This is a genomic window from Streptomyces sp. NPDC029159 (assembly GCF_055564055.1).
The window spans coordinates 228,848-251,577 of record NZ_JBVHWT010000002.1 but is presented as its reverse complement, the minus strand read 5'-3'; the positions used below and the strand labels follow the sequence as shown (position 1 = coordinate 251,577).

The 22,730-nt window shown below is 71.0% G+C and carries 20 protein-coding genes and 1 pseudogene; 11 read left to right on the top strand and 10 right to left on the bottom strand.

The window, feature by feature from the left end; genetic code table 11:
* Nucleotides 1-684: 684 nt before the first annotated feature.
* Nucleotides 685-801, top strand: a pseudogene (locus ACZ4U4_RS05345) (TetR family transcriptional regulator); the annotation flags it as partial.
* Nucleotides 802-1,253: 452 nt separating this feature from the next.
* Here ACZ4U4_RS05345 and ACZ4U4_RS05340 read toward each other — a convergent pair.
* The 6 genes from ACZ4U4_RS05340 to ACZ4U4_RS05315 all read right to left on the bottom strand — a co-directional run bounded on the left by ACZ4U4_RS05340 (nt 1,254) and on the right by ACZ4U4_RS05315 (nt 7,430).
* Nucleotides 1,254-2,168 carry a LysR family transcriptional regulator gene (locus ACZ4U4_RS05340; RefSeq protein WP_467869138.1) on the bottom strand — a complete coding sequence of 305 codons (915 nt, stop codon included), beginning with the start codon at nt 2,166-2,168 and terminating at the stop codon, nt 1,254-1,256.
* A 52-nt stretch (nt 2,169-2,220) separates the two neighbouring features.
* Nucleotides 2,221-3,591 (bottom strand): MFS transporter, encoded by a 1,371-nt coding sequence (locus ACZ4U4_RS05335; protein WP_467869136.1) that lies wholly within the window; start codon nt 3,589-3,591, stop codon nt 2,221-2,223.
* Between the two features lie 246 nt (nt 3,592-3,837).
* Nucleotides 3,838-4,983: a M20 family metallopeptidase gene (locus ACZ4U4_RS05330; RefSeq protein WP_467869134.1), complete on the bottom strand. Its 1,146-nt coding sequence runs from the start codon at nt 4,981-4,983 to the stop codon at nt 3,838-3,840.
* Nucleotides 4,980-5,657, bottom strand: coding sequence for a DUF1028 domain-containing protein (locus tag ACZ4U4_RS05325; protein ID WP_467869132.1), 678 nt, complete (start codon nt 5,655-5,657; stop codon nt 4,980-4,982). The genes ACZ4U4_RS05330 and ACZ4U4_RS05325 overlap by 4 nt, the downstream gene beginning before the upstream one ends.
* Nucleotides 5,654-6,133, bottom strand: coding sequence for a RidA family protein (locus ACZ4U4_RS05320; protein ID WP_467869130.1), 480 nt, complete (start codon nt 6,131-6,133; stop codon nt 5,654-5,656). The genes ACZ4U4_RS05325 and ACZ4U4_RS05320 overlap by 4 nt, the downstream gene beginning before the upstream one ends.
* A gap of 10 nt (nt 6,134-6,143) precedes the next feature.
* On the bottom strand, nt 6,144-7,430 hold the full coding sequence (locus ACZ4U4_RS05315; protein ID WP_467869128.1) for a flavin-containing monooxygenase: 1,287 nt from the start codon (nt 7,428-7,430) through the stop codon (nt 6,144-6,146).
* 348 nt (nt 7,431-7,778) lie between these two features.
* Here ACZ4U4_RS05315 and ACZ4U4_RS05310 point away from each other — a divergent pair, with 348 nt between their 5' ends.
* Entirely contained in the window at nt 7,779-10,922 is a 3,144-nt protein-coding gene (locus tag ACZ4U4_RS05310; protein ID WP_467869777.1) for an amidohydrolase family protein, read from the top strand.
* Between the two features lie 120 nt (nt 10,923-11,042).
* On the opposite strand, the gene ACZ4U4_RS05305 is transcribed toward ACZ4U4_RS05310, so the two are convergent.
* Nucleotides 11,043-11,564 carry an ATP-binding protein gene (locus tag ACZ4U4_RS05305; RefSeq protein ID WP_467869126.1) on the bottom strand — a complete coding sequence of 174 codons (522 nt, stop codon included), beginning with the start codon at nt 11,562-11,564 and terminating at the stop codon, nt 11,043-11,045.
* Nucleotides 11,565-11,735: 171 nt separating this feature from the next.
* On the opposite strand from ACZ4U4_RS05305, the gene ACZ4U4_RS05300 reads away from it, so the two are divergent.
* From ACZ4U4_RS05300 to ACZ4U4_RS05290, 3 genes are read left to right on the top strand one after another with little or no spacing between them, the layout of a single operon-like run.
* On the top strand, nt 11,736-12,647 hold the full coding sequence (locus tag ACZ4U4_RS05300; RefSeq protein ID WP_467869124.1) for a helix-turn-helix domain-containing protein: 912 nt from the start codon (nt 11,736-11,738) through the stop codon (nt 12,645-12,647).
* Nucleotides 12,644-12,913, top strand: coding sequence for a DUF397 domain-containing protein (locus ACZ4U4_RS05295; RefSeq protein ID WP_467869122.1), 270 nt, complete (start codon nt 12,644-12,646; stop codon nt 12,911-12,913). The genes ACZ4U4_RS05300 and ACZ4U4_RS05295 overlap by 4 nt, the downstream gene beginning before the upstream one ends.
* 55 nt (nt 12,914-12,968) lie before the next feature.
* A complete protein-coding gene (locus ACZ4U4_RS05290) occupies nt 12,969-13,184 on the top strand; it encodes a DUF397 domain-containing protein (RefSeq protein ID WP_467869120.1) in 216 nt (71 codons plus the stop codon).
* 82 nt (nt 13,185-13,266) lie between these two features.
* On the opposite strand, the gene ACZ4U4_RS05285 is transcribed toward ACZ4U4_RS05290, so the two are convergent.
* Complete coding sequence (locus ACZ4U4_RS05285) at nt 13,267-14,286, bottom strand: metallophosphoesterase family protein (RefSeq protein ID WP_467869118.1); 1,020 nt, start codon at nt 14,284-14,286, stop codon at nt 13,267-13,269.
* 352 nt (nt 14,287-14,638) lie between these two features.
* Between ACZ4U4_RS05285 and ACZ4U4_RS05280 the strand changes: the two genes are divergently transcribed.
* Entirely contained in the window at nt 14,639-15,676 is a 1,038-nt protein-coding gene (locus tag ACZ4U4_RS05280) for a C40 family peptidase (protein ID WP_467869116.1), read from the top strand.
* A 68-nt stretch (nt 15,677-15,744) separates the two neighbouring features.
* Here the strand turns inward: ACZ4U4_RS05280 and ACZ4U4_RS05275 are convergent, their stop codons facing one another.
* Nucleotides 15,745-16,512: an SDR family NAD(P)-dependent oxidoreductase gene (locus tag ACZ4U4_RS05275; protein WP_467869114.1), complete on the bottom strand. Its 768-nt coding sequence runs from the start codon at nt 16,510-16,512 to the stop codon at nt 15,745-15,747.
* 276 nt (nt 16,513-16,788) lie between these two features.
* The gene (locus tag ACZ4U4_RS05270; protein ID WP_467869112.1) at nt 16,789-16,926 is read right to left on the bottom strand and encodes a hypothetical protein; all 138 of its coding nucleotides are present in this window, start codon (nt 16,924-16,926) and stop codon (nt 16,789-16,791) included.
* A 498-nt stretch (nt 16,927-17,424) separates the two neighbouring features.
* Here ACZ4U4_RS05270 and ACZ4U4_RS05265 point away from each other — a divergent pair, with 498 nt between their 5' ends.
* The 5 genes from ACZ4U4_RS05265 (at nt 17,425) to ACZ4U4_RS05245 (ending at nt 22,730) form a co-directional block, all read left to right on the top strand.
* Entirely contained in the window at nt 17,425-18,717 is a 1,293-nt protein-coding gene (locus tag ACZ4U4_RS05265) for a glycosyltransferase (RefSeq protein ID WP_467869110.1), read from the top strand.
* A 99-nt stretch (nt 18,718-18,816) separates the two neighbouring features.
* Entirely contained in the window at nt 18,817-19,815 is a 999-nt protein-coding gene (locus ACZ4U4_RS05260; RefSeq protein ID WP_467869108.1) for a GDP-mannose 4,6-dehydratase, read from the top strand.
* 163 nt (nt 19,816-19,978) lie between these two features.
* Nucleotides 19,979-20,773 carry a nucleotidyltransferase family protein gene (locus ACZ4U4_RS05255; protein ID WP_467869106.1) on the top strand — a complete coding sequence of 265 codons (795 nt, stop codon included), beginning with the start codon at nt 19,979-19,981 and terminating at the stop codon, nt 20,771-20,773.
* Complete coding sequence (locus ACZ4U4_RS05250; RefSeq protein WP_467869104.1) at nt 20,755-21,717, top strand: NAD-dependent epimerase/dehydratase family protein; 963 nt, start codon at nt 20,755-20,757, stop codon at nt 21,715-21,717. Before ACZ4U4_RS05255 ends, ACZ4U4_RS05250 begins: the two co-directional genes overlap by 19 nt.
* Nucleotides 21,717-22,730: a radical SAM protein gene (locus ACZ4U4_RS05245; RefSeq protein ID WP_467869102.1), complete on the top strand. Its 1,014-nt coding sequence runs from the start codon at nt 21,717-21,719 to the stop codon at nt 22,728-22,730. Before ACZ4U4_RS05250 ends, ACZ4U4_RS05245 begins: the two co-directional genes overlap by 1 nt.

Sequence of the window (22,730 nt, the reverse complement as noted above, 5' to 3'; positions counted from 1 at the left end):
ACCCGATCCTCGCCCTCGAGACGACTCATGGCTTGACCGGCGCTCACACGAGATATGCCAGTTCGATCCCGGCTTCACTCCAGACCTGCTCAGAAACCAGGTGCGGACGAACATGGACTACCTCGCTCATGCGGCCTGTACACAACGCAACTTCGAGCTTCGCAGCTTCAACCTCCCAAACTCCTGCCGTGTGATCGCAACGGATCGGGCTGCCTACCTCACCTTCTACAGCAGCTCCGCTCACGGCCGGAACTCCCCGTGCCTGTACGCCCGTGCGCCTGGACTCCTGTACTCCATCGCCCTGCAGCAGTTCGACACAGCCTGGACTAACAGCTCACCCGCACACCCGACGCCCGGGCCCTGATCTCAACGACCGTCCAGGGAGCTCTCCGCGCTGTCCGGCCGGATGCGGTCCGCGGCGCGGGTGTGAGGGCCGGGCCTCCGGCCTCACCCCCACACCCCATCTGCCGGAACACCTCTCGTAACACGCCTGTCTAACCGGCCACTTCACCGCCGACGCTCGCCCCGTCCCCCTCCCTCCGCCCCACCCGCACCCCACGCCGCCGACCAGCAGCAGTACCGCGACCGTGCCGAGGGTGAAGGCTTCGAAGGTGGTGCGGGAGACGGCCCAGGTGCCGGCGAAGGCGTAGTGGAGGCCGAAGAGAGCAGGCCCTCGTCTCCGCCGCGGGGCGGGCCATCGCGGAGCGCGGGCTGGAAGCCCTGCGCATCAAGGACATCGCGGATGCCGCGGTCGTCTCCCAGGGCTCGGTCCTGTACTACTACCCCGAGCTGAACGACCTGGTCCTGGAGGTGCACCGGGGCGCCGTGGAAGGTTATCTGGCCTCCCGACAGCGGGCGTACGACGAGGCGCCGCCCGACGATCCCGCCACCCGCCTCCGTGCCCTGCTGCGCAGCGGGCTGCCGGCCATGACGGACGATCCGGCCCACGGACTCCGCCACGAACTGCACCGGCCCGCCGGGCGCAGCCCGGGCCACGCCGAGCTGATGGCCTCGCTCTTCGCCCGGGAGGTCGCGCTCCACACCACCGCCCTGGAGGTGGGCGCCGCGAGCGGCGGCTTCGCGCTCGCCGCGTCCGCGCCGGCTCCGGCACACACTCTGCTGGCCCTGGAGGACGGCTGCGGGCTGCACATCGTCAGCCGCAACGCCGCGCTCCGCCCCGAGCGGGCCCAGGAGTTGCTTCTCGCCCACGCCCGGGCGGTGACGGGGCGCGCCGAATCTCTGAGCGTTGCCGGTCAGGCCCCGGCGGGCCGGGGTGCGATGTTCCGCAGGACGTCCATGGCCGCTCGGGCGCGGGCGGTCTGGGTCACGCCGCCCACGGAGGCGATCTGGACGGCGAGCGGCGGTCCGGCGTCGCGGAGCGGGAGCGCCGCGATCTCTCCGCCGCCGTAGGTCTGGCGGGTCGCCGGCCGCTGGTTGAGGACGGAGTAGCCGAGTCCGCGGGCCACCAGGGAGCGCACGGTCTCGTAGCTCCGGGTGCGGTAGCGGACGTCGGGGGCGGTGCCGGTGGCGGCGACCAGCGAGCGGAAGTAGTCGCGGCTGTGCGGCAGATCGAGGAGGACCAGCGGTTCTGCGGAGAGTTCGGCCAGCTCCACGCCGTCCCGGTCGGCCAGCGGATGGGCGGCCGGGACGATCACATAGGCCGGGGCGTGGGCGATCGTCTCGCAGTGCAGGTCGGGTTCGGTCGACAGGCCGAGGTCGTAGGTGAGGGCGAAGTCGATCCGGCCCGCCGCCAGGGCAGCCAGGAGCTGGTCGGTCTCCGCCTCCACGACGTCGATCTCGATGCCCGGATGGCGCCGGGTGCACTCGCTGAACAGCGGCGGCAGGTAGTAGGGGGCCAGAGTCACGAAGCAGCCGACGGCCACCGGCCCGGACAGGGACTCGCCGCTGCCCTGGGCCTCCCGTTCGACCTCGTGGGCGCGGCCCAGCAGCTCCCGGGCCTGCTGCCGGAGCCGCTCCCCCGCCGGGGTGAGCGTCAGGCTGCGGCCCCGGCGGCGGATGAACAGCTGCACCCGCAGGTCCCGTTCCAGGTTGTGGACGGCGGTGGAGACGGCGGACTGCGCGATGTGCAGCTCCGCCGACGCCTCCGTCATCGACCCGCGCTCGGCGGCCACCAGGAAGTAGCGGAGCTGAACGAGCGTGAAACCCACTGGTGACATCATCTGCGGCCCTCGGCTCCTGGTGATCCGGTCGGTGCCGACCTTATGGCGCGGCGGGCTCACGGCTCTCGACGGGCGCCGCCTCGGCCACGTCCCCGGGGTGCAGCAGGGCGGAGCCGGCGGTCTCCCGCAGCGACAGGGCGGCAACGAGCCCGCCGGCGGCGAACACCATCAGGTACGGGCCGGGCACCAGGGTGCTGCCGGTCGCCGAGATGAGCACGGTCATCAGGTACGGCACCGTACCGGCGAACAGCGCCGCGGTGATGTTGTAGGCGACGGACAGCCCGCTCTGCCGGGTACGGGTGGGGAAGACCTCCGCCGACCAGACCGCGTACGTGCCGAGGATCGCGGCCAGGATCACGCCGAGCGCCAGACCGGCGATCCATGTCCCGACGAGTCCGGTGCGCATCAGCGCAAACGCCGGGGTGGCGAGGAGCAGCAGGGCGGCGGTCGCGCCGATGAACACCGGCTTGCGGCCCACCCGGTCGGAGAGCAGCCCGAACAGCGGCACCAGTACCAGGCCGAGCAGTGAGATCGCCGTGGCCAGCAGGGCGGCGCTGTCGGCCGGGTGGCCGAGGTGGTCGGTCTCGTAGGTGACGAGGTAGGTCAGCACCGCGTAGAACGGCACGTGCATCGCCGCCATCAGGCCCGCCGCCTGGAGCAGTTCCCGCTTGTGGTGGCGGAGCAGTTCGCGGGCGGGGCTGCGCGGGACGGAGCCGTTGGCCTCCAGCGTCCGGTACTCCGGGGTGTCCTCGATCCTGTTGCGGATGACGTAGCCGATGACGCCCAGCGGCGCGGAGACGAGGAAGGGGATCCGCCAGCCCCAGGAGGTCAGCTGGTCGGCGTCGAGCCCCGTCGAGAGCAGCAGGAAGACGAACGATCCGGCGAGGAAGCCCAGCAGCGAGCCGACCTCCAGCCAGCTCACCCCGAAGCCGCGGCGCTCGCGGGGCGCGCTCTCGGCGAGGAAGCTGGCCGCACTGCCGAACTCGCCGCCCGCGGCGAACCCCTGGACCAGCCGCAGGCCCACCAGGAGCAGCGGGGCGGCGATCCCGATCGAGGCGTAGCCGGGCAGCAGGCCGATGCACAGAGTCGCGCCGGACATCAGGAAGATGACCAGCGACAGGGTGCGCTTGCGGCCGATCCGGTCGCCGAGCGGCCCGAACACCAGGGCGCCGACCGGCCGGATGCCGAACGACACGGCGAACACCCCGAACACGGCGAGCAGCCCGGTCGTGCTGTCCTCCGCCGGGAAGAACACGGTCGCGACGGTACCGGCGAGATAGGCGTAGGCGGCCCAGTCGAACCAGTGCACGAAGACGCCGATGGCTCCCGCGGCGACGCTCCTGCGCAGGTCGGCCACGTCGGTGGGCACCACGGCTTCGTTCTCTACGGTGCCGCTGTTACGGGTGCGCATGCGCGCCTCCTTGGGGGACGGGGAAAGGGGCCGGAGCGGTGCGGGGCCGGCGGCGCGGTGTGCTCAGTGCGCCGCCGGCAGGCCGGTGGGGGCGGCGGGGCCGGTCAGCTCGTGGAGCTGTGCGGCGGTCAGCAGTCCGCGCTCGCGGATGAGGCCGAAGGTGGGTGGGATCCAGCTCCGGCGGGCGGTGAGCGGCGCGCCGGGGGCGGCCGCCGGGAGCGTCGTCGGTCCCGGCGGCCGTCCCCGTCACCCCGCCGCTCCCCCGGCGGAGGCGGCCCGGTCCACGCCGGTCCAGGCCAGCGCGAGCGCCCCGTCGAGCAGGGCGCGCTGCGCGGTCGGCCCCACGCAGTACGCGGCGAACTCGTGCTGGTGGTTGGTGGCGGGCAGCGAGCCGATGCCGATGTAGGGGTGGATGGCCGGCACCACCTGCGAGACGTTGCCCATGTCGGTGGAGGCGCGGTTCATCCGTGCGGCCTGGCCGGGCGGCGCGAACTCCCGCCCCAGGGCGACGGCGTTGGCGCGGTAGTGGGCGAGCGCCGTCTCGTCCGCGCGGAACTCCGCGTACGGCTTGCTCTCCGGTTCGATCGCCAGCTCGCAGCCGGTCGCCAGGGCTCCGGCCTCGAAGGCCCGCAGGACGCGCGGCTCCAGCTCGGCGAGTTCGGCGAGCGTCTCCGCCCGTACGTACCAGCGTCCGCTCGACCGCTCCGGGATGGCGTTCGGGGCGTCCCCGGCGTGCGTCACCACGCCGTGCACCCGGGCCGAGGCCGGGAGGTGCTGGCGGAGCAGACCGATCGCGACCTGCGCCACGGTGAAGGCGTCGGCCGCGTTCACCCCGGCCTCCGGATAGGCCGCGGCGTGCGCGGACTTGCCGGTGTACGACACCTTGGAGTGGCTGACCGCGAACGGCCGGGCCTCGGCGACGTCGACCGGCGCCGGGTGCACCATCATCGCGAGGTCCACCCCGGCGAAGGCGCCCCGGTCCAGCAGCTCGATCTTGCCGCCGCCGCCCTCCTCGGCCGGGGTGCCGTAGACCTCGACGGTGAGGCCCGCGTCATCGGCGACGGCGGCCAGTCCGAGCGCGGCGCCCACGGAACTCGCCGCGATGAGGTTGTGCCCGCACGCATGGCCGAGGCCGGGCAGCGCGTCGTACTCGGCGCACAGCGCGATCCGGACCGGCCCGCTGCCGAACCGCGCGTGGAACGCGGTCTCCAGGCCCAGGTACGACGAGGTGACGTCGTACCCCACCCGGTCGAGCAGCTCCGGCACGGTGGCCGCGGCCCGGTGTTCCTCCCAGGCGGTCTCCGGGTCGGCGTGCAGCCGCTCGGAGAGGCCGATCAGCTCCTGTGCCCGCCGGTCGACCGCCCGCCGGGCAGCCTCCTTCAGCGCACTCATCGCTGATCGCCCGGGACGCCGTACGAGGGCGAGGTGGCCGGGTCGAGGCCGCGGGTCACGTAGTCGTCCCGCTGCGGCAGCCAGACGTCGAGGAGTTCGCCGAGCCGGTCCATGGGGTCGTCGGCCCAGTCCACCCGCAGGTCGGTGACGCGCCAGCCGACGTCCGCGACGACCGCCAGCCCGGCCGAGTGCACCGGCCCCGCCTCACCGCCCGCGGCGACCGCGGCCCGCATGGCGGCGAGCAGCCGCTCCTCCAGCTCCCCGGTGGCGGCGGCGTACGCGTCGATGAGGACGCCGGGGATGTGCGGACCGGAGAGCATGTTGCCGGCCGCGACCGCGCCGTCCGCGGTGGCGGCGGCGTGGGTGCCCAGGGTCTGCGGACCGCTGAAGGCGTACCCGGGGCCGGAGCGGCCGAGGACCGTCAACTGCCGGTAGGCGATGGTCTGCTCGCTGCGCGCCGCGCCGGTGACCTCGGCCAGGGCGCGCTCCGCGTCGCCGTGCGCGGCGAGCGCGTCGAGCAGGTCGGTGCCGAGTGTGGGGTCGGTGATGTTCTGCGAGGTCGCGGCGCCGACGCCGGGCCGCAGATGGACGACGCGGGCGGCGACGGCCGGGCTCGACGAGCTGGCCGCGATGCCGAACCGCTCACCGTCCCGGACCACCAGGGAGAACGTCATGCCCGCTCCCCCTTCGGCAGCACGGCGATCGCGTCGATCTCGCACAGCCACTCCGGGCGGGCGAGGGCGGAGACGACCAGCCCGGTGGAGATGGGGTGCACGCCCTTGGTCCAGCGGCCGACGGTGCGGTACACGGCCTCGCGGTAGCGCGGGTCGACGAGGTAGATCGTCAGCTTGACCAGGTGCTCCATCCGGGCACCGGCCTCTTCGAGCAGCATCGCGATGTTGGCCATGGCCTGCTCGGCCTGTGCCTCGGCGTCGCCGATGCCCACCGACGCGCTCGTGTCGAGGTCCTGGCCGATCTGCCCGCGCACATACACCGTGTCACCGGCGACGACGGCCTGGCAGAGGTCGTTGTCGAGGTTCTGCTCGGGGTAGGTGTCGCGGGTGTTGAACGGACGGATCCGGGTGTGCCCGCCGGTCACGATCGGGGCGTTCACCGGGCGGCCTCCGCCGGTCGGGGTCGTGGAGGTCATCGTCTGCTCCTCAGTGCTGTCCGGTCGCCGTCGTGGCGCCGGGCCGGTCGGTGGGTTCGTACGCGAAGTAGCCCCGCTGGATCGCGATGTGGTCGGCGACGTACCGGGCGTCGTGCCAGACGCCCCAGATGAAGCTCGACCCGCGGCGGGAGAGCCAGGGCAGGCCCAGGAAGTAGACGCCGGGTTCGGACGAGATGCCCCGCCGCTGGTCCGGTCGGCCCTTCTCGTCGAACGCGTCGACGTCGAGCCAGCTGTAATCGGTGGCGAAGCCCGTCGCCCAGACGATCGAGGTGACGCCCGCCTCGGCGAGGTCGAGCTCCAGCCGGGGGCGGGTCACGCACTCCGGGTCGGCGCCGAGGACATGGGCCTCCGGCTCCTCGGGAAGGTCGAGCCCGTTGCGCGCGATGTACGCGTCGGCGGCGCGGAGGAACTCCAGGTACTTGGTGTCGCCGAGGGCGATGTTCGCCGCGAGGTCCGGCGCGAAGCGCAGCACCCCCTCGTCGTAGGAGGCGGTGAGGCCGACGAGTTCGATTCCGGAGCCGGCCAGTTCCCGGAAGTCCACGGTGTGCCCGCCGCGGGCACCGCTGACCGCGATGGTGACGTGCTCCGCCCCCTGCGGCGGCGTCTGCGCGTCCCAGATCCCGAGCACCCCCAGCCACCAGCAGAAATCCCGTCCGCGGTACGAGCGGGGCGGCCGGTCGTGCGGCCCGACGGAGAGCAGGACCCGGCGCCCGGACCGCCGCAGCTCATCGGCGATCTGCACCCCCGAGGAACCGGCCCCGACGACGAGCACCGCCCCCTCGGGCAGCTGCTCCGGATTCCGGTACCCACTGGAGTGGAGCTGCACGGGGACGGCGCCGTCGGGCACGATCGGCGGGATCACCGGCCGCTGGAACGGCCCGGTCGCGGCCACGACGAACCGCGCGTCGATGGCCCCCTCCGACGTCTCCACCCGGAAACCGGGCCGGTCGGCGCGCTTGCGCACCGAGGTCACCTCGACCCCGCACCGGACCGGCGCACCGACCTTCTCGGCGTACGCGACGAGGTACTCCGCGACCTGCTCCTTCGACGCGAAGGCGTCCGGAGCGACATCGGGGAACTCCAGCCCCGGAAACCGGTCGTGCCACGCGGGCCCGTTCGCGACCAGGGAATCCCACCGCTCGGAACGCCACCGCTCCGCGATCCGCTCCCGCTCCAGCACGACGTGCGGAATGCCCTGGGCCCCCAGATGCTCACTCATCGCCACGCCTGCCTGGCCCGCGCCGACGACGACGACTTCGGTCTCTTCACTCGGCATGTGTGCCTCCACTCACGCGGCAGTCCATCCCGCTGTCGCACGGACTGCGCTGCTGCAGGAGACATCCTTGGACGCACCCAACCACCTGTCCAACAGATGTTTTTGTTGCGAGCGATCTGTTTTCCAGATGCCAATGGAGGGAGCCACCGGCATCACCACGGCGGCCCGGCACGGGCGGCTCCGTACCTCCGGATGCCGGAAGCGATGTTGTTCACCACCTCAACGCTTGTAACACTCATCGAAATTGACGCTCGATCGGTAAGCCGCGGTACGGAAAGCCGTCGGGGCGGATCTCCGAGGGCGCGAGGAGCGGTGGCCCGGTGGGACGGAGAGGTGGCTGCGGTGGATATGGACGGCATCACGAGAAGACGGTTGCTCCAGGTGGCTGCGGGTACGGCGGCGGGTGCGGCGGTGGCCCCGGCCGCCGCGGCGGCCACCCGGAGCGTCCCCGTGCAGGTGGCTGCCGCCGCCGATCGCCGGGTGCTCACGTACACGGCGGGCACCGGCGCGTCGGTGACGGCTTCCCCCGAGGGGGGCGGGCTGATCGCCGAGGTCCAGGGGATCCTGTGGTCGGTGCCGGCCGACGGCGGCGAGGCCGTCCAGCTGACCGACTGGCAGCTGGAGCCCACCCGTCCGGCCTTCTCCCCGGACGGTTCGGCCGTGGCGTTCTGCGCCTATCGCGGCGGCGGCTTCCACCTCTGGACCATGGCACGGGACGGCTCCCGACTACGTCAGCTCACCGACGGGCCGTGGGACGACCGGGGCGCCGCCTGGTCCCCCGACGGCACCAGGATCGCCTTCTCCTCCGAACGCGGCGGCGACCCGGCGGCAGGCTCGTCGTACGGCATCTGGACCGTCGACGTCCGCAGCGGTGCGCTGACCCGGCTCACCGGCGGGGAGCAGGCGGAGGACTACGATCCGACCTGGTCCCACGACGGGCGCCAGGTGCTGTTCGTCCGGGCCCTCCGGTCCCGGAACGGCGACACCGACGGGGGCCGGACCCTGGCCGGGGTACCGGCCCAGGGAGGTGAGGTCAGCACCGTGCTGGCCGACGCGGACGGCCCGCTCCTGTGCCCGTCGGTGTCACCGACCGGCCGCCTCGCCCACCTTCAGCTGAGCGTGTCCGGCAGCGGTCCCGGCACGCTGGTGACGCACTCGGCCCTGATCGTGGACGGGAAGGAGGTCAGCGACGGCGAGGACGTGCTGGCCGCGCCGCCGCGCTGGCTGTCCGACGACCGGATCCTGTATGTCGCCGACGGGCAGTTCACCGTCCGCACGCTGACCTCCGCGGCAGTGCGGCACCTCCCCTTCTCCGCCCGGCTGACGGTGGAGGAGCCCGTGTATGAGGACAAGAAGTACGACTTCGACTCCGCCAGGCCCCGCCCGGTGCGCGGCATCCATCTGCCCGCACTCTCCCCCGACGGCGCCTCCGTGACGTTCGTCGCCCTCGGGGCACTCTGGGTGATGCCGATCGGCGGACGGCCGCGCAAGCTGGTCAAGGCCGATCCCGCGTACTACGTGCAGATGCCGTCCTGGGCACCGGACGGCCGCAGCGTCCTCTACGTGTCCGACCGCGACGGGCTGTCCGCCGTCCACCGGTATCACCTGGACGACGGCACCGACACCGTGCTCGCCACCGGAGGACGCTTCAACCCCGCGCTCTCCCCGGACGGCACGCAGCTGGCCTGCCAGGACAGCACCGGTGCGCTCCTGCTGTACGACCTCGCCTCCGGCGCCTCCCGCACGCTCGCCACCCCGCTCGGCGGCAACGGACCGCCCGGCCGGCCCAGTTGGTCCCCGGACGGCCGCCGCATCGCCCTCTGCGACCGCAACCGGCTCAACCAGCGCTTCCGGGAGGGCTACAACCTCATCCGCGTCATCGACACGGAGACCGGCGCGTCCTCCTGCCATCTGCCCGCCGCGCACCAGTCGATCTCCGACCGCTGCGACAGCGGTCCGGTGTGGTCCCCGGACGGCCGGTGGATGGCGCTCATCCTGGAATCCGCGCTCTGGGTGCTGCCCGTCACCGCCGACGGCGCTCCGGCCGGCGAGCCGCGGCGGCTGACCGATGAGCACGCCGACCACCCCTCCTGGGCGGCCGACTCGCGCACCCTCCTCCACCTGTCCGGCGGAGAGCTGCGGTTGATCCGGCGTGACGGCACCGGCCGCCGCACCGTCCCGGTACCGCTGACCGGCCGCCGTACGGTGCCGGACCGCCCGGACGTGGTGCGGGTGCACGCCGGACGGTTGTGGGACGGCACCGGGGAGCACGTCAGGGAGGACGTCGACATCGTCGTCTCCGGCAACCGCATCACGGCGGTCGAGCCCCACCGACGCGGCGGCCGGAGCGTCGACGCCTCCTCGTACACCGTCCTGCCGGGGCTGTGGGACGCCCACACCCACCCCTGGAACTACGTCTACGGCGGCCGGCAGGCGGCGCTGATGCTCGCCTACGGCGTCACCACCAACGTCTCCCTCGGCGGCTTCGGATACGAGGCGGTGCGGCTGCGCGAATCGCTCCGCGCCGGGACGGCCCTGGGGCCACGGCTGTTCACCTGCGCGGAGCTGCTCGACGGCGCCCGGGTCGCGTACAGCATGGGGCGCGCCCATCGCACCGAAGAAGGGGTGCGGCGCACGCTGGAGCGCACGGTCGCCCTCGACCACGACTTCGTCAAGACGTACGTACGGGCGTCCGGTTCGGTCATGGCCGAGGCGGCGCGCACCGCGCACGAGAGGCTCGGCGTGCGCTGCGGCAGCCATCTGTGCTTCCCCGGCCGCAACGTCGGCCAGGATCTCACCACCCATCTCCAGGCCACCCAGCGCGTGGAGTACGGGCACGCCATCTCACCGGGCGGCTACTCCTACCAGGACCTGCGGGAGGAGTACCGCGACGGCCACTTCAAGATCATCATCACTCCGTTCACGGCACGGCCGTTGCTCGGCGAGGACCCCTCGCTGGCCGATGACCCACGGGTCACCGACCTGATGCCGCCCTGGGACACCGCCGTCGTACGCGACGGGACCCGGACCCCGCCGACCGAAGTGCAGCTGGCCGCCCTGGCCCGGGAGATCGGGACGTACCGCCACATCGTGACCGAGGGCGGCACGCTCGCGCTGGGCACCGACGCGCCTCTCACGCCCGTCGGCCTCCATCTGCATGTGGCACTGCGCGCCCTGCACCGGTACGGCTTCAGCACCACCGAGGCGCTGCGCACCGCCACCGTGGTGCCGGCGAAGCTGTTCGGGGTCGCCGCCGATCTGGGCACCGTCGAGCCCGGCAAACTGGCCGATCTGACCATGGTCGACGGCGATCCGTTCACCGACTTCGCCTCGCTGGTCCGCACACCGATGGTGATGCGGGACGGTGTGACGCACCGTCAGTCCGACCTCGTGGCGGCCTTCGGCAACGGCTCGGCGGCGCACACCGCCGCCGAGCACGCCGAGTGGCTGGCGACCGGCCGGGCGATCCGACGCGACGCCTGCTGCCTGTAGGCGGACCGGGGGCCGGTGAGCCCCTTCCCCGGCCGGTACGGCGCCGCGCCTGCGTCCGCCCCGCAACCGGAAGGGACGCCGTACCGGCAAGGACGGCACCCGCAGCCGCCTCTCCCACGCTCACGGACAGAAGGGGCGGGTGAGCGCATATTCCGCCCACACCGTCTTGCCCGGCGCGCCGGGGCGCGGGTGCCAGTCCCAGCGGGCGGCCAGGCACGAGACGAGCAGCAGCCCTCGGCCGGTCTCCGCGTCCCCCGGTTCGCGGACGGCATCCGGGCGCGGCGGTACCCGTTCGGTACGGGTGTCGCCGACCTCGACGCGGACGGTCGCCCGCTCCCGCGTACCCGCCACGAGAAGCAGCCGCAGCTGGAAGTCCCGCCCGGGCACCCGGCCGTGCCGCACCGCGTTCGCGCTCAGCTCCCCGGCGATCAACACGATGGTGTCGTGCGGGTCCGTCCCGTACGGCACACCCCACTCGTCCAGCCGGACCGCCACCAACCGGCGGGCGAGGCGGGCGCCTCTGGGCGTGGCGGTGAAACGCATCGCGAAGACGCGCGGGTCCGGGTCGGCCGTGGCGCTCAAGGGCGGGGCGGTGAAGGTGTGTTGGTCGGCGGGGACGGTCCCGCCGAGGTTGCTCGTCATGCCGCCCACGATCCGTTCGGTGGCCTGGCGTGACCAGCGACGACGCACGGACGTAGGCGGGTTGTACGCGCGGCACCGGAACCAGTACGAGACAACCGGCGTCACCCCACCGGCGGCCCTGCGTTGGGCAGGTGAGCAGATGAGCGGGTGGGTCGGGGAGACAGAGGTGTGATGACGGAACACACACGGACGGAAATCGGAACCGCTCCGGCAGGCGGCGAAGCGGCGGTCGCGCTCGGCGGCGGCTGGGAGGACGACGGCGGCGGCGCCCGCGCGGCGGACAAGTCCGCACAGGGCGTGGTCATCGCGTTCGGACAGAGCATGAAGACGCTGCGACTGCGCACCGGAATGGAACGCGAGGAATTCGGACGGAAGCTCGGCTACTCGGCATCCACGATCGCCTCGTACGAGCAGGGGCGCCGGATCCCCTCACCACGGACGATCGACCGCGCGGACGACATCCTGGAAGCGGGCGGCCTGCTGAAGGTGTGGAAGGAGGAGGTGGAACGGGCGCAGTATCCGGTGTTCTTCCAGGGGATGGCGGCACTGGAGAAGGAGGCCGTCGAACTGCTCTGTTACGACATGCTCGTGTTCAGGGGGCTGCTCCAAACCGAGGAATACATGCGGGCGCTGCTCGCGATGCGGCGCCCGGTCCTGGACCGGGAGACCATCGAGCAGCGTGTGGCGGCGCGGTTGGCGCGGCAGGACGTCCTCGAACGCTGGCCTGCGCCTCTGCTGAGTTTCATCCTCGACGAGTCCATCCTGCGGCGCCCTTACGGCGGCAAGGGCGTACTGCGTGGGCAGTTGGAGCATGTCCTGTTGATCGGCCAGAAGTCCCATGTCGAAATCCAGGTTCTGCCGCTCGACAGCGAAGACAACGCGGGCGTGAACGGGCCGTTCACCGTCGTCACCCGCAAGGACGGCAAGAGATTCGTGTACGCCGAGGCGCAGGGTGTCGGCTCTCTTCAAACCGACCCGGAGCAGGGGGTCCTGGCCGCCGCCCGTTATGGGATTATCCGTTCACAGGCTCTCACGCCGCGAGAGTCGCTGAAGTTCATCGAAGGGTTGCTGGGATCGCTATGAACACCGCTGAGTCCTCGACTGCCGCAGCCAACCTCGCCTGGTTCAAAAGCAGCTACAGCGGAACCGAAGGCGGCCAGTGCGTAGAGGTCGCCTGGTTCAAGAGCAGCTACAGCGGAACCGAGGGCGGCGAGTGCGTAGAGGTTGCCGCCGGCACGGAGAAGGTGCACGTCCGGGACTCCAAGACGGTGGCCGGGCCCATCATCCAGGTCTCGCCTCAGGCATGGGCAGGCTTCATCGCCCTGGCCCAGTCGCAGCGGAGCGCCTGACCGCCGCACGTCCGCAGGAGTAACCGGAGTTCATCGAAAGGTCGCTGTGATCGCCATGAACAACGTCGAGTCCTCCACCACTGCACCCGGCCTCACCTGGTTCAAAAGCAGCTACAGCGGGGCCGAAGGCGGCCAGTGCGTCGAGATCGCGGCGAGTACGGAAGCGGTGCACATCCGGGACTCCAAGACCGCGGCCGGGCCCGTCGTGACGGTCTCGCCTCAAGCATGGGCAGGCTTCCTCGCCCTGGCCACGTCGGAGCGGAGCGCCTGACCGCCGTACGTACACACGCGGGAGCCCTGCCGTCCTAGTCGGGCGGCAGGGCTCCCGTGCGTAAGGAGACGGCGGCCGGGTGTCAGATGCGGGTGGCGAGCGGGACGGAGATCTGCTTCAGCCAGGTGCCGGTGGCGAAGTCGCGGGCCTTGATGACGACGCGGTCGTGGTGGACGTCCACCTGGAGACCTTGGTTGAAGCGGCCGGGGACGGTGGTCTCGCCGCCCTGGCCGTTGTCGGCGTAACCGGTCTGTACCGCACCGGTGTTGACGACCGAGAAGCCGTCGAGGTTCGCGGTGCCCGGCACGATCCGGCGTACGTACCAGTCGGACAGGGTCAGGTCCCAGTGGGTGTGGCCGCTGAAGAGGAAGACGTCGCGGTGGCGGCCGAGGAGGCCGAGAAGGCGGTCGGGCTGGAGGTAGTCGCTCATGTAGAGCTTGTTGCGGGTGCCGGAGACGGTGTTCGGCAGCGGGTGGTGGCTGATCACCATGACCGGCCTGCGGCGCCGTGCCCAGTACCGCAGGCGGTCCGCCAGCCACTGGAACTGCGCGTCGCTGATCCACACCTCGTCCCACAGGGAGTGGTCGTGGTACTTCATGTAGCGCTCGGTGCCGAGGGTCAGGACCGGGATGCCGCCGAACGTCGTCTCCGCGTAGATCTTGGACCGCTCGGCGAAGCGGTGGAAGCTGCGGAAGAGGGAGTCCTCGGTGGTGCCGTTGGGCCAGGTGTCCTGGGCGAGGGTGTCCGGGTCGGCCCACTTGGGGACGTAGAACTCGTGGTTGCCGATGGCCCAGGCGATCTCCCGCGGCTTCGGACCCCGGTCCAGCACCTTCTGCACCTCGGCGTACTCGAAGTCGTAGCCGCGCGGGGTGATGTCCCCGGCGACGGCCAGGCCCGAGGAGTGCGGGTTGACGGCCTCGATGTCCTGGAGCGCCTGGGTGAAGTCGCCGAGGTCGCCCTGGATGTCGCTGATGACGTTGAACGAGGTGACCGGCCGGCCACCGCTGCCACCGGCGACCGGCGCGGCCTCGGCGGGCGCCTGGGCGAGTCCTCCGAGGGCCAGGGCTCCGGCGGTCGCACTCAGCAGGGATCTGCGTTCCACGGGTCTTTCCTTCCGGATGCCGCGCGGGAGCCGGGGCGGCACCGTCCGCGTGTGGGACTGGACCCGTTACCCGTATGCGATCAAGCGGGCGGGCAGATGAACGTGCTCCGACATCCCGGCCGTGGGCCCGGTCGCCTCGCCGGCGCCGCCGCTCTCTCACGCCCGGTGGGCAACCACCCCGTCGACACATCCCGACAAAGGGCTGTTCCATGCAAACAATTGATCCAATAGGAGGAATTTCATTAAGGTCATGCTCCAACCCCCGTTCAGCGTTCGCTCAGACGGAGTGACAGCGGCGGGCCCCGCCCACCGGCTGCCGGCAGGCGGCTGAAGGAGCAAGGAGTTCGCCCCTGTGGCGTCCCATCGTCGACCCAAGCAGCCCAGCCGGACGCGTATCACCGTGCTGACCACCGCCGCAGCCGCCGCCGTGGCCCTGAGTTCGCAGGCCGCCAACGCCGAACCGAGCCAGAAGCCTGACAAGGACGAGGTCAAGGCGAAGGTGGACAAGCTCTACGAGCAGGCGGAGCAGGCCACCGAGAAGTACAACGGGTCCAGAGAGGAGCAGCGGAAGCTGGAGAAGGACATCTCCTCGATCCAGGACGGTGTCGCCCGCTGCCAGCAGGAGCTGAACGCGCTGCGCAACGGCCTGGGTTCACTGGCCAGCGCGCAGTACCGCTCCGGCGGCATCGACGCCTCGGTCCAGCTCTTCCTCTCCTCCGCCCCGGACGACTACCTGGACAAGGCCGCCACCCTCGACCAGGTGGGCGGACGGCAGGTCGCCGCCCTGAAGAAGATCCAGGACAAGCAGCGGGAGATCGCCCAGGCGCGGGCCAAGGCCACCGAGAGACTCAAGGACCTCGCCGCCACCCGTACCGAGCTGGGCAAGAAGAAGCAGGAGATCCAGGGCAAGCTCGCCGAGGCGCAGAAGCTCCTCAACACCCTGACCACCGAGGAGAAGTCGGCCCTCGCCCACGAGCAGGAGCGCGCCAGCCGCTCCGCCACCGAACGTGTGGAGCTCGGCAACGACACCTCCGCCTCCGGCCGGGCCGCCGCCGCGTTCGCCGCCGCCCAGGGCCAGCTCGGCAAGCCGTACTTCCGCGGCGGCACCGGCCTCGCCTCCTACGACTGCTCGGGCCTGACCTCCTGGGCCTACGCACAGGCCGGCGTCCACATCCCGCGCACCTCCGAGGAGCAGGCGGGCATCGGAACCCACCTCTCCCGCAGCCAACTCCAAGTCGGCGACCTGGTGTTCTTCTTCAACGACCTGCACCACGTCGGCCTCTACGCGGGCAACGGCCAGATCCTCCACGCCCCGCGCACCGGCACCGTCGTGCGGTACGAGTCGATGGAGACCATCGGCGGACCCTTCATGTTCGGCATCCGCGTCTGACCCGCGCCCTCGTCCGGTGAGCCGCCGCGCCTCGTTGACGAGGCGCGGCGGCTCGTCCGCGTGTGCGGTCAGGTGCTCGGGAGCAGCGGTCCGCCCGCCGTCAGGCCGCCGTCGACGAGGAGCACGTGTCCGGTGACGTAGCCGGCCTTGTCGGAGCCGAGGTACCGGACGGCCTCGGCGACCTCGTCCGGGGTGCCCGCGCGGTGCATGGGCAGCACCGAATCGACCGCGTCACGTGCCGCGTCGTCGCCGGTGAACCGCTCGTACATGGCCGTCCGGGTGTAGCCCGGCGCGATCGCGTTGACCCGGATGCCGTCGGCGGCGCCTTCCAGCGCGGCCGCCTTGGTGAGGCCGACGACGGCGTGCTTGCTCGCCACGTACAGGGCCGCCCCGGGGTACCCCATCACTCCGTAGTTGGAGCTGACGTTGACGATGCTGCCGCCGCCCTGTTCCCGCATGGCCCGGAACTCGTGCTTCAGGCACAGGAGTGTTCCCTTGACGTTGGTGTCGAAGGTGGCCTGGTAGAGGTCGTCGGTCACCTCGGTGAGAGGGCCGGGGGAGCCCTCCGTGCCGGCGTTGTTGAAGGCCACATCGATCCGCCCGAACCGCCCGACCGCGCGGTCGACGAGATCTTTCACCTCGGCGTCGTAACGGACATCGGCACGGAGGAACTGCGTCGGAGAGCCGAGGTCCGACAGCTCCGCGGCGAGCTGTTCGCCCGCGTCCTCGTGGCGGCCCGAGACCACGAGGTTCGCGCCGTGACGGGCGTAGGCGAAGGCGGTGGCCCGGCCGATGCCGGTCAGCGCGCCCGTGATGAGGACGACGGGATCAGACATGTCGAGGATCCTTTCTGCGGACACGCAGGTGCACGACGGCAACGGTTCGGACCCTTACGGCGTCGGACGCCTCTTCGCGCAAGAGGCGTCCACCAGGCTCCGCAAGAAAGGTGTCCCGCCCTGACGGCGGGCGCATCGAACCGGCCGCCGCATCCGCCGAACGGCGGCACCGAATGGCCTGTATGCCCCACGGCCCCGGTGCGGGGCGCCGATCCGGAAGCGGTCACACGGCCGGGAGAGACTTTCGAACAGGCGCACCATCGGCGCGGCCCCGCCTCAATCCGTGAGCAGCTTTTCTTCACGGGCGTCACTGCGCCACGGAAAGGGGGAAGTAAAAAATGGGAAACTGCTGCCGCGAATTGTTTGAACCCGGTTAACCGGTGCGGCATTGCCGGCGCCCATATCCGCCGCCATCACCTCACCTTCGGCCGGTTTGCGACGGCTGAAATTCGCCGGTGGAACATGACGGCCTGAACATACACACCGGTCGACGGATTCTCGTCATGTTGTGCGTCTTTTTGCGTCTGGAACGAAACCTTTCTTCTCGCTTTGACCTACTAAAACACCATACGGCGACATTCAAACGTGACCTCAATCACATTGGAATGGTTAATCTGTTTTGCTTTAGTCGATTCCAATGGAACCGAGCTTCCTTGGCGCCATGGCTGACGCGGACTTCGAAGGCGAAGAACCGGAACTCGTCGGACGCGATCCAGGGTGAACGCTCCAGAGAAGGTCGACTCCGGCTCGCTGTTCGTCGTTCCCGAACCCCTTGCAGATACCGGCACAGATCACCTGGTGTACGCCATGGGCGTGGGATTTTGATCCGTCACAAACGCATGCATCGAGGGCGCCGCTGTGAGAATTCTCGTCACCATATCCGACCGCGTCTGGGGCGGAAAGCATCAATTCATGCTCGACACGCTGCTCGCTCTGCAGCGTCTCGGCCATACGGTCAGACCCGTCGTGGAGGACGCGGGGATGGTGGCGTCCAAGCTGGTGGAGCACGGCTTCTCGCCCCTGGCCGTTCCTCCTTTCGCCACACGCTCCGATCAGGCGGCGGCCGCCGTGGCCCGGGAGGTGGCAGCGGCCGAGCCGCACATCCTGTGCGCGACAGGACGCCATGACGCCGCAACGGTGAACCGGGCGCTGAAAGCGGCACCGGCGGAACCGATGACGGTCCTCTACCGGCTGTCGGCCTTCCCCCTGGAGGAGAGCGGGGACGCCAGGGACTTCGCGGACCGGGCCGATCTCGTCATCGCCACCTCCGTCGAGCAGCGGGAGCGTCTCTTCCCCGACAAGGAGGAGGACCGTGACCTCGTGATCGTCACCAGTGGCGTGCAGCGGGAGTTCGCGGAGCGGCTGGCGGCCCTCGACCCCGGAGCCGCCCGTGGCGAACTGGGCATCCCCGAGGACGCCTTCGTCTTCACCGTCGCCTCCCGGCTGTCGTGGGAGAAGGGCATCGACCGGGTCATCCGCGCGATGAAACCGGTGAGCGAGGTCTGCGCCGCCGCCCGGCTGGTGCTGACGGGCGAGGGCACGGAACGCGCGGCACTGGAGACGCTGGTGCGCGAGTCGGGCCTGACCGACCGGGTGCTCTTCACCGGCCATCTCCCCGACGTGGCGCCCGCCGTGGCCGCGGCGGACGTGGCCGTGCTCGCCACCGTGGTGCCGGAGCCGCAGCCGCTCGCCCTCAAGGAGGCCATGGCGATCGGCCGCCCGGTCATCGCCTCACGGATCGGCGGCATCCCCGAGTTCGTCACCGACGGCGGGAACGGCCTGCTCGTCTCCGACGACGAGCTGGCACGGGCCATGGTGCGGATCGCGACCGAGCCCGGTCTGGCCGCCGCGCTCGGACGCCGCGCACGGCAGACCATCGTCGGCGGGCACCTCTTCGAGCAGAAGGCCCGGCACCTCTCCCGCTGTCTGGACCGGCACGCGATCCGCCACCTCCCCCTGGACACCGTCCTCGGTGAACTCGCCTTCGACGAGGTGCGGCTGCGCGACGAGCGGGACACCGGCTTCCTCTTCGTGCCCCGCACCTCGGCCCTCGTCGAGTTGGCGCCCGACATCCACACCGTGCTGCGGGACGCCGTCCGTCAGGGCGACCCGCGGCGCCTGACCGCCCTGCCCGCGGACGCCGCCGCGCACATCGAGACGTTCCACGCCATGGGCGCCCTCGTGCGGCCGGCCGAAGCCGCCTGACCGCCGCTCTCCCTCTCCCGTCCGCCTCTTCCTTCCTCTCGACGGTTCGCCGTGCACGGGCGTGGCGGGCCTTCCATCCGTATGCACTTGGGGGCGCTGGTGTCTGCTTTCAGCTGGGCCGACCGTACGGTTCTGGTGACCGGTGCGGAGGGCTTCATCGGGTCGACGCTCGTAGATCTGCTGCTCGACCGGGGGGCCAGGGTGCGGGCCCTCACGCACTACAAGCCATACGCCGAGAAGGGCTTTCTCGCCCCCTATCTGGACACCTCCGCCGCCATCGAGATCATCACGGGGGACGTACGGGACGCCGGCCGGGTCATGGACGCCGTGGAGGGCTGCGACACGGTGTTCCATCTGGCGGCGCTGGTCGGCATCCCGTACAGCTATGTCTCCCCCGGCGCCTACGTCCAGACGAATGTGGGCGGTACGGAGAACATCGCCGAGGCGTGCCGCCGGCACTCCGTGCGGCGCCTCGTGCACACCTCCACGAGCGAGGTGTACGGATCGGCGCTGTCCGTGCCCATCGCCGAGGACCACCCGCTCCAGCCGCAGTCGCCGTACTCGGCGTCGAAGATCGGCGCCGACATGCTGGTGCTGTCCCACTGGCATACGTTCCAGCTGCCCGTGACGGTCGTACGCCCCTTCAACACCTACGGCCCGCGGCAGTCCGCGCGGGCGGTGATTCCGACGGTCCTCGCCCAACTGCACTCGGGGGCACGGCAGATCAAGCTCGGTTCGCTCACCACGAGCCGTGACTTCACCTACGTCACGGACACGGCGGCGGGGTTCCTGGCACTGGCGGAGTGTGACCGTGCCGTCGGCGAGGTCGTCAACCTCGGCACCGGCCGCTCCCTCACGATCGGCGATCTTGTGCAGGCGCTCATCGCGGCGTCCGGGAAGGACGCGGAGGTCGTCGTCGACCCCCGTCGCATCCGGCCCAAGGGCAGCGAGGTGGAGCACCTGCGGTCGGACAACTCCCGGGCCCGCTCCTGGGCTTCGTGGGAGCCGCTCGTCCCCCTCGATCAGGGGCTCGGGCTGACCTCCGACTGGGTCGCCGAGAACCTTCAGCTGTTCGCCCCCGGGCGTTACCAGGTCTGAGCCGCGCCCACACCGCGTACGAAGGGCTCGGATCGGTCCCCTCGCCCCGCCCCACTCCCCCGCATCTCCGTGAAGTTCTCCGCGTGGATCTCCCGCCGGTCCGGACCGATCACCGTGCCGGAGCCTCGGCCGAGCAGGCAAGGAAGAAGGGTGAAGTGCTCTGATGAAGGCCACGATCATGGCGGGCGGCGAGGGGAGCCGGCTGCGCCCGTTCACCGACGTCACCCCCAAACCCCTGATGGAGTTCGGCGGGGTGCCGCTGCTCCATCTCATCCTGCGCCAGCTGCGCGACGCGGGATTCACGCAGGTGACCCTCGCCCTGCGGCACCAGGCCGACGTCATCAGGAGGAGCTGCGAGAGCGCGGACCGGGGCGGACTCGACCTCCGGTTCGTGGTGGAACGGCAGCGCATGGGCACGGCCGGCGCCCTCGCCCTGGAACCGGCCCCGTCGACGCCGACCCTGGTCATGAACGCCGACCTGCTGACCAGCCTCGACTTCGCCGGGCTGATGCACCGGCACGAGCTGTCCGGCGCCGACGCCACCCTCGTCGTCACACCGCAGGAATTCCAGATCCCGCACGGCGTCGTGGAGGTGGACGAGCACCACCACGTCGTCCGCCTCACGGAGAAACCCCGCCGGCGGCACCTGATCAGCTGCGGGATCTACGTACTCGACCCGGTGATCCTCCGCCACCTGCCGCACGGCGAACCGTGCGACATGCCGGCCCTGCTGGAGACGGCGCGCGCGGCGGGCCGCACCGTCGCCGCCGATGTCTTCGAAGGGGAGTGGAGCGACATCGGCACGCCTCGGCAGCTGGAGGAGGCGCGCACGGCCTTCGAGACCGACACGGCGCTCTTCTCGCGGCAGCTGCAGACCGTCGACTCCCGATCACCCGCCGCGCCCCACCACCCGGTCCAGCTGAGGAAGGAAGTACGTCCATGGGCGGCAACTCGGTGAACGGTCGAGTCCTCATCACCGGCGGTGCGGGATTCATCGGCGCTCACCTCGCCCGGCACCTCGCCGCGAGACACGCCGAGGTGGTGGTCATCGACGACCTGCGGGTCGAGCCGATGGTGAGCCCCGAGGGCATCGGGAAGTTCCTGGAGAAGCCGCTGCTCGACCTGACCGCCGCGGACCTCGACGGCGTCGGCCTCGTCTACCACCTGGCGTCGCACAAGAGCGTGCCCCGCTCGTTCCACCGCCCCCTCGACTACCTCGACAACGTCGACTCCGGGCGTCACCTCCTCGCCCTGTGCGCGACCGCCGGCGTCGCGCGCGTGATCATCGGCAGCACCTGCGAGGTCTACGGACAGGCGAGGACGCTCCCCACCCCGGAGGACACGCCCCTGTCGCCGCGCTCGCCCTACGCCGCCAGCAAGGTCGCCCTGGAGATGCTCGCCCGCGCCTACCAGCGCGGCACCGGCGGGACCGAGGTCACCATCGTGCGGTTCTTCAACGTGTACGGGCCCGCCGAACGCCCCGACGCCCTCGTCCCCCGGCTCTGCGCGAACCTCCTGCTGAAGGGGGAGCTGCCGGTGGAGGGCACCGGGGAGCAACGCCGGGACTTCAGCTACATCACCGACGTGGTCCGCAAGCTGGACGGGCTCGCCGGCAGCCGCCCCGCCCCCGTCGTCAACCTCGGCTCCGGCCGCTCCCACTCGGTCGGCGAGATCGTGAAGATCCTCCAGGCCACGGCCCCGGGCACCGAGGTGGTCCGCAGGAGGGGACGGACCAACGAAATCCGCGAGTTCCGGGCGTCGACCGCCGTACAGGACCGCCTGCTGGACGGTGCCGCACCCGCGGTGGACATCGCCGACGGCGTCAGACAGACCCTCGCCTGGTGGGCGACCCGCGACCTCGACGACATCACCCGACGTCTCCTCAAGGAGGAATCCGACTGATGGCTGGGTACACCGCTCCCGTCCGCGCCAGTATCGACGTCACCTACGCCTGCGACCTGCGCTGCATCCACTGCCGGACCAACACCGGGGAGATCCCCGCGCACATCCGGCGGAAGATGCTCTCCATCGAGCAACTGCGGCAGGTGATGCGGGAACTCGACCGTATGGGCACCTTCGAGATCACCCTCACCGGCGGTGAGCCCACCCTCCGCAAGGGGTTCTGGGACCTGCTGGACGTCGTGTCCGAACTGCGGCACGCCACCGTCACCCTGATCACGAACGCCGCCAACCACACCCGCGAACAGCTCGACCGGATCGTGGACAGCGGGATCTCGTCCGTGCGGGTCAGCATGGACGGCACCCGGGAGACGTTCGCCGCCGTCCGCCTGAAGGACGTCTTCGACACCGTCGTGGCGAACTCCGTCTACCTCCGCGACCGGGTACGGAGCTTCAAGGTCCTCACGACGGTGATGAAGACCAACCAGCACAACATCTTCGACCTGACGGACTTCCTGCGCGCCGAGGGCTTCCGCCGCCAGGACCTCATCCTCGTCCGCGCCCACGGGCGGGGCGGACGCAACCGGCTGCTGCTCACCGAGGCCGAGACCATGGCGGTCCACGACAAGGTCACCGCCTTCAAGCGCACGGTCCCCGCCACCGAATTCGATCTGAACCTCAACGCCCCCTACCTGGTGCCCGGCGAGCAGCTGCGGACCTACCAGGACGTGGTGATGTTCCCCTACCTGGTGCGCGACAGCAGCGTCGCGATCTCCGCGACGGGCGATGTGACGATGAGCCGCCTCTACAGCGCCGCGCCCCTGGGCAACACGAAGGACGCGTCCGTGGACCGCATCTGGGCCGAGGGCCAGGAGCAACTGGTGGCCGAGCAGGAGGAGTTCACCGAGGAGCGGTTGCGGGAGATCTTCTGGGACTTCGCCGCCGACGACGGCCAGGTCATCCCGCTGACCTCCCTCCTCGACCGGCAGATCTTCGAAGGCGCCGAGGTGAGGTGA